Origin of the sequence: Trichocoleus sp. Lan (genome assembly GCF_039961855.1) — a bacterium.
Taxonomy (GTDB): Bacteria; Cyanobacteriota; Cyanobacteriia; order Cyanobacteriales; family FACHB-T130; genus FACHB-T130.
The window spans coordinates 1-7,376 of the sequence record NZ_JAMPKA010000062.1; the positions used below are offsets into that span (position 1 = coordinate 1).

General features: G+C 45.9%; 8 protein-coding genes and 1 pseudogene. 3 read left to right on the forward strand and 6 right to left on the reverse strand.

The features are described from left to right. Positions 1 to 114 precede the first annotated feature (114 nt). From NDA03_RS27545 to NDA03_RS27565, 5 genes are all read right to left on the reverse strand, one after another. Positions 115 to 762 carry a rhomboid family intramembrane serine protease gene (locus NDA03_RS27545; protein ID WP_190429728.1) on the reverse strand — a complete coding sequence of 216 codons (648 nt, stop codon included), beginning with the start codon at positions 760 to 762 and terminating at the stop codon, positions 115 to 117. 26 nt (positions 763 to 788) lie between these two features. Continuing rightward, complete coding sequence (locus tag NDA03_RS27550) at positions 789 to 1,307, reverse strand: DUF948 domain-containing protein (protein ID WP_348239800.1); 519 nt, start codon at positions 1,305 to 1,307, stop codon at positions 789 to 791. Further along, positions 1,304 to 1,672: a YtxH domain-containing protein gene (locus NDA03_RS27555; RefSeq protein WP_190413014.1), complete on the reverse strand. Its 369-nt coding sequence runs from the start codon at positions 1,670 to 1,672 to the stop codon at positions 1,304 to 1,306. The genes NDA03_RS27550 and NDA03_RS27555 overlap by 4 nt, the downstream gene beginning before the upstream one ends. Positions 1,673 to 1,802: 130 nt before the next feature. Then, the gene (locus NDA03_RS27560; protein WP_348239801.1) at positions 1,803 to 2,156 is read right to left on the reverse strand and encodes a hypothetical protein; all 354 of its coding nucleotides are present in this window, start codon (positions 2,154 to 2,156) and stop codon (positions 1,803 to 1,805) included. A gap of 279 nt (positions 2,157 to 2,435) precedes the next feature. Continuing rightward, entirely contained in the window at positions 2,436 to 3,704 is a 1,269-nt protein-coding gene (locus tag NDA03_RS27565; RefSeq protein WP_190413012.1) for an HhoA/HhoB/HtrA family serine endopeptidase, read from the reverse strand. A 366-nt stretch (positions 3,705 to 4,070) separates the two neighbouring features. Between NDA03_RS27565 and NDA03_RS27570 the strand changes: the two genes are divergently transcribed. Continuing rightward, entirely contained in the window at positions 4,071 to 4,541 is a 471-nt protein-coding gene (locus tag NDA03_RS27570; protein ID WP_339380690.1) for a DUF2127 domain-containing protein, read from the forward strand. A gap of 171 nt (positions 4,542 to 4,712) precedes the next feature. Further along, the gene (locus NDA03_RS27575) at positions 4,713 to 5,498 is read left to right on the forward strand and encodes a hypothetical protein (protein ID WP_190413010.1); all 786 of its coding nucleotides are present in this window, start codon (positions 4,713 to 4,715) and stop codon (positions 5,496 to 5,498) included. A 308-nt stretch (positions 5,499 to 5,806) separates the two neighbouring features. Here NDA03_RS27575 and NDA03_RS27580 read toward each other — a convergent pair. Next, positions 5,807 to 6,601 (reverse strand): annotated as a pseudogene (locus NDA03_RS27580) (IS5 family transposase). Positions 6,602 to 6,826: 225 nt separating this feature from the next. On the opposite strand from NDA03_RS27580, the gene NDA03_RS27585 reads away from it, so the two are divergent. Further along, entirely contained in the window at positions 6,827 to 7,204 is a 378-nt protein-coding gene (locus tag NDA03_RS27585; protein WP_348235252.1) for a hypothetical protein, read from the forward strand. Positions 7,205 to 7,376: the final 172 nt, after the last annotated feature.

Sequence of the window (7,376 nt, forward strand, 5' to 3'; positions counted from 1 at the left end):
ACTGCTTTGTCAACATTCTCTGCGGATTGATTGCCTACTGCCATCAACCGAAGAAGCCAGCGATTGCCATTGACCACAACTTGCTGCCTTCGGCTTAACCCGAACTGACGTTAACTAAGTTTTCCGAAACCGGGTGGGGTCAAGCCGCATCAAACCCATAATCAGCGCTACTCCTACAACAGCGCCTCCTAAGTGAGCAAAATGGTCTACCCCGTCTTGAATCCCAGTTTGTTGAAATTCAAAGAACACTCGCTCAATCACAAACTGACCCAAAATCAGAACTTCCAAGACTTTGCGCCAATTCCAGCTCAACTTAATCAACACGCTGACCGCGAATAAGCCAAAGACGGCTCCCGAAGCCCCTAAAGAATAGATTGGCCCATGCTGGAAAAGCCAACTCATCAGACTAGCGCCCAGTCCGCAGATGATGTAGGAAGCGACCACCCCGAAGATCCCTTCCTCTTCCTCAACTAGGCGACCAAAGATATAAAGAAAAAATAGATTTCCCGACAAGTGCGCCCAGCTGGCATGACAAAACATCGCCGTGAAGAACTGATAAAAGGCTGGGCGGGCATGATTGAGATATAAACCTTGAAGATTGAGGCTGAGAATATGGTCAGCAATAAAGATAACTAGGTTGATCAAAATCAGGGCAAAAACACCGTTGTATTGGTTGTTTCGTCTGCGGTTTGATGAACGATCCTCTAGTAGCAAGTCAGTTGCAGAATCGGTCGGTTCTGAGTTTCCCTGATTCTTTCTCATAGCTGGTATTCTCAACGGCATCTGTATTAATAATCTTCTGAGTCTGACGACTCCCACTCCTGATAATTTTTATGAGAAGTGGAGGCATTTTCAGTGTCTTGATAAGAATCACCGTATCCACGAGGCTCAAAACCATTTCTTTGCCCTGGTGGCAAACGCTCGATTGACCTACGCCCTCCCGTAGGACGCTTGAAAGTTTTCCAAGCAGCTTTCACACCGGCAAAGACGCTGCGGGTGCCAACTTGCACGTTTTGAGCCTGCTTCTTAGCACCGCTAATGCTTTGATCGACTTGTTTAACGACTTGACTGGCGCTCTTGACACCTTCATTGACATCATCTGTCAAGTCACTAATTTCCAAACCCGTCAGGCGAATTGATTCTAGTGTGGGGGGCATTTCTCGGTTTAGCGTATCTGCTAACTTTTCTACGCTGCGAGCTGCCCGCGCTAATTCTTGTACCGCTGGCAGCAGCGATACTAAGACGGCAGCTAAGCTAACCGCCACCAGTAAAACCGAAAATCCTAACCAAAATAAGGGTTCAGTCACTCTTGCGATCGCCTATCGTCTGTGGTTACAAGGGGGCGTGCATCAGCCTGGACTTCTTCATCCATGATTTGTTTGAGTGCTTCTTGTTCGCGTGCAGATGCTTCAATTCCAGCAGCGATCGCCTGTTTTAATCTCAAAAGCGTTTCATCCCAGTTTCGCAGTGCTGATTCTGAGAGACGGTCAGCTTGCAGTTGCACGCTGGTCGATAGGTCTTCGGCTAATTCTGGTAGGGCATCGGCAGATTTTTTTAACAGCCGCCGCGTGTCTCGGCCTGTACGAGGGGCAACCAATAATCCGGTAATGGTTCCAAGAGCGCTGCCTAGCAGCAGACCACCAATAAATGATCCAGCACGGTTGTTTGACATTTTCTAGTCTCTATGTCTTAATTCCAATTTTAGGCAGTTTTCCTTCATCCGTCGTTGGTACAGGCAACAATACGAGTACCTTTGGAAAAAGAAAATCGCCCTTATCTTAACAGCAGTGGTTTGGGTAGTTTCAACTCCTGCGCCAGAAGCGCTGCGTTATTCCTATGGACTTTGGCTTATTCCGCAGCCAGAGTTTTTGTCCCAAACCGAACAATGCCAAAATTTTTTGCACCCGTTGTAGTTGAGGATCGAGTTGCTGATATCGCTCTGTGAGCCGATTAACCCCAAGCTGACCTTTAGAAAGAGTCTTGGGGGCACCCCGTAACACTTTATAAGTATTCCGTTCGGCTGCGAGTACAATCTTTGTAATTTTTGCCAGACGCGATCGCAGTTTTCGGATTTTCCAGGCAACATACAACAGCATCAGCGAGAGCAGCACATTGAAAACCACAACAATTGTCACCATCTCTGATCCTGAAAGCACCCAGCCTCTCTAGTCTGACTCATCTACTGCTTTTTGAGCGTTCATTTCCTGCTTCATCGACCCCCAGCTACCTTGCTAGTCAGTAGTGTTTAGGGTTGGATAATTTTCTGAGTTGAGGAGACTTGAAAGATCGTGAATTTATTAACCTCCCACTCTTTACGTAGGGGCGTATTTGCGCCATGCCCCTATGGAATCTGATAATACATACAAAAAGGATGGGCAAAATACCCATCCTCAGAAACCTTGTCTTACTGACTGATTGAGAAAGCTATTAACACACTACTCGCTCTGGGTCGGGAGAGCCGCAGTGGTTACAGGTAGGTTAATCGTTTGCCCATTCCGAAGCACCTCCATCTGTAAACTACTGCCCACTTGGCTCCTTTCTACTTGCTGTTGTACTGTGTCTGTGTCTGTGACCAATTGACCGTTGATTTTTTGGATAACATCTCCCGTGCGTAACCCTGCATTGGCAGCAGGGGAGTTTCGCATGACTCTGACGACAAGAATGCCTCGATCCGCATTGATATTCACGCGACTGTTGGAATCTTCATTGATTTGCTGTTTGACTTCAGGCGTGAGTTTCACCATCTGGATGCCCAGATAAGGATGTTGCACGTTGCCAGTCGTCGCCAGCTGATTGCCAATGCGTTGAGCGGTATTGATAGGAATCGCAAAGCCTAATCCTTGGGCACCCCGGATAATCGCTGTATTCATCCCAACCACTTCACCTTTGGCGTTCAGCAGTGGCCCGCCTGAGTTACCCGGATTAATCGCGGCATCTGTTTGGATAAAGTTTACCCGCTTATCGGGAACGCCAACTTGAGAGCTAGAGCGTCCGGTGGCACTAATAATCCCTGTTGTGACGGTATTATCTAGACCCAAGGGGTTACCGATAGCGATCGCCCATTCCCCAGGTCTCAGCCGATCTGAATCACCCAAACGCACCGTCGGCAGATTATCCGCCTGAATTTTAACGATGGCGACATCTGTTACCGGATCTGTACCCATCACCTTACCTGTAAAGGTGCGCCCATCCTTGAGAATGACGTTTACAGTGTCGGCACCAGCGACTACATGGGCATTGGTGAGAATTTGACCATCCGTATTGATAATAAAGCCCGATCCCGTACCCCGTTCCACTCGCTCTTGTGGGCCAGTCGGCAACTCAGCGCCAAAGAACCTGCGGAAGAGGGGGTCATTGAAAGCGTCAGGGAGTTGTTGTGTCACCGTGCGGGAAGAATTAATCCGCACCACTGCTGGTCCCACCTTGTCCACAACTTCTGTAACAAAGTTAGTGTCTGTGCTAAGTGGTAGTTGTGCCTGAGCAACCGCAACTCCTGGGGTTAGAGACACTTTAGAAGTAGACTCCTTGGAGGACAGCAGGGTATTTGACCCCAGATAGCCGCCTGAGAAGGTGACACCAGCTCCCAGCAGCACCAGCGATACATAGGTGGCTGCCTTTTGCCAGGGTTTAGGTGCCGAAGCGTCAAATCCTTTCTGGTTGGGTTGCCTGGAATTATAATCGCTATCTTGCTGTTTGCTTTTCATTGTTGACACCTGCGACAAGGAAGTTAAAATTCTGTACGCTTGGCTCTGGCGAAGACAGCTCTGTTATCCGCTGGTTTACCAAGTGCGTCCGCGTGAAAACGCTATGTAAATTTGCCTGTATAGATGCTTTGTTTAACATCTCTACATCTCTTAATTTAGACATCTCATGTGACGTGCTTGTGACGTTGATGTTGCACTCTAATGAAAATTCTTGGGGCTGGAGAGGAGATATCTACTTTTTGGAATACCTCTCAAAGGAGCAGCTTTGCCCCACTCGCCCGCATACGATCAAACGTAAGCGAGTGCCTAATTGTTCGGGTGTTCCAGAAGCGGCTGACTCATTCACCAAAATCACGGGTAATTCATGTGAAAAATATTACTAAGCGCCCACCGGGTTTAGTGGCAATCGTTATTTACAAAATCTTCAGTGCTTTACTGCTTGCGGTGATTGCGATCGCTTTAGGATTAACAGTCAAAGAACATCAGCTTTTGGTTGATTTTTCAGAATCTTGGGCTTTAGAAGGTAAATTAGACATTATTAAATGGACTTTGGACAAAATTTTGAATTTTAACCCTAAAACTTTGCAGTTTACCAGCATAGCTGTTGGACTCTACGCGATTTTAACTGCGATTGAGGGAATCGGTCTGTGGTATCAAAAAGGTTGGGCAAAAATATTAGTTTTGGTACTGGTAGGGATTAGTATTCCACCTGAAATTTTTGAGCTATTCCGCAGAATATCGCTACTAAAGTTAGCAGTTTTTTCGGTAAATTTAGCTGTGTTTTGGTATTTGTTGCGTCATTCACTCTCTACCCGCGATGATGGGCAATCGCAGTAAAAATTGAAACCCGGTTTGAGCAGACAGCGATCGCTAACTTTAAAATCCCAGATTGGATATTTTTGATTAAAAGTTACTTGACTTAATTTAGCTGACCCCTGTTCTGACAGCTTTAGGAAGCGTTTACATGGTAGCCAGCCTTTTTAGACCCTACTCAGAAATTGGACTGTTATGATGGACTGGCAATCCAGCAGTTTATATTGGCTATTTTCTGACTCTATGAACCGTTTAAAAGCTGAAGTTGTCCCTAAACCAAAAATCCAAACGTACCTAATCCGATTGATGTATGACTTATATACCCAGTATTACGATGGCAGCAGTTGGGAAATTTTTCAACAGGATTTGAGTAACAAAGATTATGTAATCCTGCTGTGGAATGAAGAGGAAAAACTTCAAGGTTTTTCCACACTGGCGATTCTTTCGTTTGAATTTGAAGGAAAGCCGAAACGTGCTATTTTCTCCGGCGATACGATTATCCATCATCAATATTGGGGAGAACAAACCCTGCCATTGGCGTGGTGTCGTCTGGCTGGGAAAATTAAAGGCGAAGCAATGGAGCAACCTTTATATTGGTTTCTAATTGTTAAGGGATACCGGACGTATCGCTACTTGTCAGTATTTGCCCAACGTTTTTATCCGACTTGGCGATATCCAACGCCAGCAAATTATCAGGCGTTGATGGATTACCTGGCTCAGACAAAATTTGGAGATGACTACGATCCTGCGAGTGGGTTAATTCGCTTTCCCTCGTCGCTAGGGCATTTGCGAGGAAGCTGGGCAGAGATTAAAGAAGGATTTCAGCATAAACCAGATGTGCGCTACTTTTTAGAACGGAATCCAGAATATTACAAAGGACATGAATTGGTGTGCTTGATGGAGTTGAGCGAGGAGAATATGCGATCGCACGCTCAACGCGGCTTCCTAGAAGGCTTGAGGGATGCGCGCAGTGAGGGATGAAGGGATAGAGCGCGATCGCTAGTTGAACCGACGCGCCAAGACGATCTCTGCATCAGTTATGAGTTGGGGCAAAATCACAACGAATTGACTGATTTTACCTTTGAGAAAAAGTGGGAAATTCGCTAAAAATTGAAGCTGAATTTGACATAAGTATACATTCAAAAAACTAAGTCAAGATTAAACGAATTAATAGAATAAAAACTGGATTTTTTAAATTAGCTATACAAACTGAATTGCATTGTGGGCTGTTGCAAATATAATTAATGTAAGTCTCAGAGGATGTTTGAAAAGGTGTGAGGTGTAAGCTTTTATGCCAAGCGGCGCACCATAATGCGAATCATGGCCAGGTAGATTAACGTCTCTGATGTTTGTGGCAATAACTCATAGTCTCTAACCAATCGCCGATAGCCCATCAGCCAGCCAAAAGTCCGTTCCACGACCCAACGCTTTTTGAGCAAGACGAAGCCTTTAGTCTGCTCTGGTCTGAGCACGACTTGCTTGGGTCCAACGGCACACGTCCATCACCCAAGTCATGAAGGGATTGCCATCATGCACCACCATCAACCCAAATCGTGTGTAGCCGTGACACTGCTTTGTCCATGCGTTTGACACTCTTGAGGACTTGGAAAGCCGCCTTCGCGTTCACCTACACTGGCAGTGGTCACGAAAACACGCAACACCAAGCCCAAGGTATCGACCGTCAAGAACCGCTTGTGACCCTTGATCAATTTTCCAGCATCAAACCCAACCTGCTCACTGACCATCGCAGCAGTTTTGACGCTTTGACTGTCGATGACGGCTTCTGATGGACTGGGATGTCGCTGCTGCTCTAAGCGCACCCACTGGCGCAAATGGTCATGTATCCTCACCCAGGTTCCGTTGATGCGCCAGTTGCGGAAGTAGGTATAGACAGTCTGCCATTTGGGAAAGTCACCCGGCAGAGCACGCCAGCAACACCCCTCACACAGAAGGTAGAAGATCGCGTTGAGGATTTCCCACATCTCGACTTCACGTGGACGACCACCGGGTTTTGGTTCTGGAAGCAGGTCATTGAGCAATTCAAATTGCTCTAACGTTAGATTGCTAGGATAAGCTTTACTCATGTAGCTCTCTCGGTGCTGTGGAATCTCTATTCGCAGCGTACACTGAATGAGCTTTTTTACTAATCTTCCCACTTCTCAAACATCCTCTCAACTATTTACCAAAGGAGCATTGCTTTTGATTATTCTTTTTTCTTCCACCCTTTTTGTTAGTGCTTTCCTCCTTTTGTGAGTACAATTGATGGTTGCCAAGATGATTCTGCCTTTATTAGGCGGATCTCCATCAGTATGGAACACTTGCCTATTTTTTTTCAAGCGATTTTATTACTAGTTTATGGCTATTCCCACATCACAACAAGTTGGTTCAGGGTTCGCAAACAAGCTATCCTTCACACTATTTTTCTGCTATTACCAATAGCATTTTTACCCATTACTCCTGCTAAGAACTGGATTCCTCCTCATGATGCCAATCCTATCCCTTGGCTGTTATTTTTGCTGATTTTCTGTGTCGGATTTCCCTTTTTTGTGGTTGCTACCAGTGCGCCTTTAGTGCAAAAGTGGTTTGCTCAGACAGGACACCCAGCGAGTTCCGATCCTTATTTCCTCTATACTGCGAGTAACCTAGGCAGTATGTTAGGTAGTTCTCAGCTACCCCATCTTAATTGAACCAAATTTTTCGCTGACACACCAAAGTTGGCTATGGACAATCGGTTACGGATTATTAGCTCACGGGGTGACAACCCCGTCAAAATATGCGTAAAATCAAGGACATAGCCCTCAGACCTCTCTGAAAAAATGGCAGCTTGTTACGTCTTATTACCATTAATTCATGAACAAT

Bases quoted from the DNA above. Each gene is read 5' to 3' on its own strand.
- NDA03_RS27575 (WP_190413010.1), top strand. From the start codon at position 4,713: ATGATGGACTGGCAATCCAGCAGTTTATATTGGCTATTTTCTGACTCT.
- NDA03_RS27585 (WP_348235252.1), top strand. From the start codon at position 6,827: ATGGAACACTTGCCTATTTTTTTTCAAGCGATTTTATTACTAGTTTAT.
- NDA03_RS27565 (WP_190413012.1), bottom strand. From the start codon at position 3,704: ATGAAAAGCAAACAGCAAGATAGCGATTATAATTCCAGGCAACCCAAC.
- NDA03_RS27545 (WP_190429728.1), bottom strand. From the start codon at position 762: ATGAGAAAGAATCAGGGAAACTCAGAACCGACCGATTCTGCAACTGAC.
- NDA03_RS27555 (WP_190413014.1), bottom strand. From the start codon at position 1,672: ATGTCAAACAACCGTGCTGGATCATTTATTGGTGGTCTGCTGCTAGGC.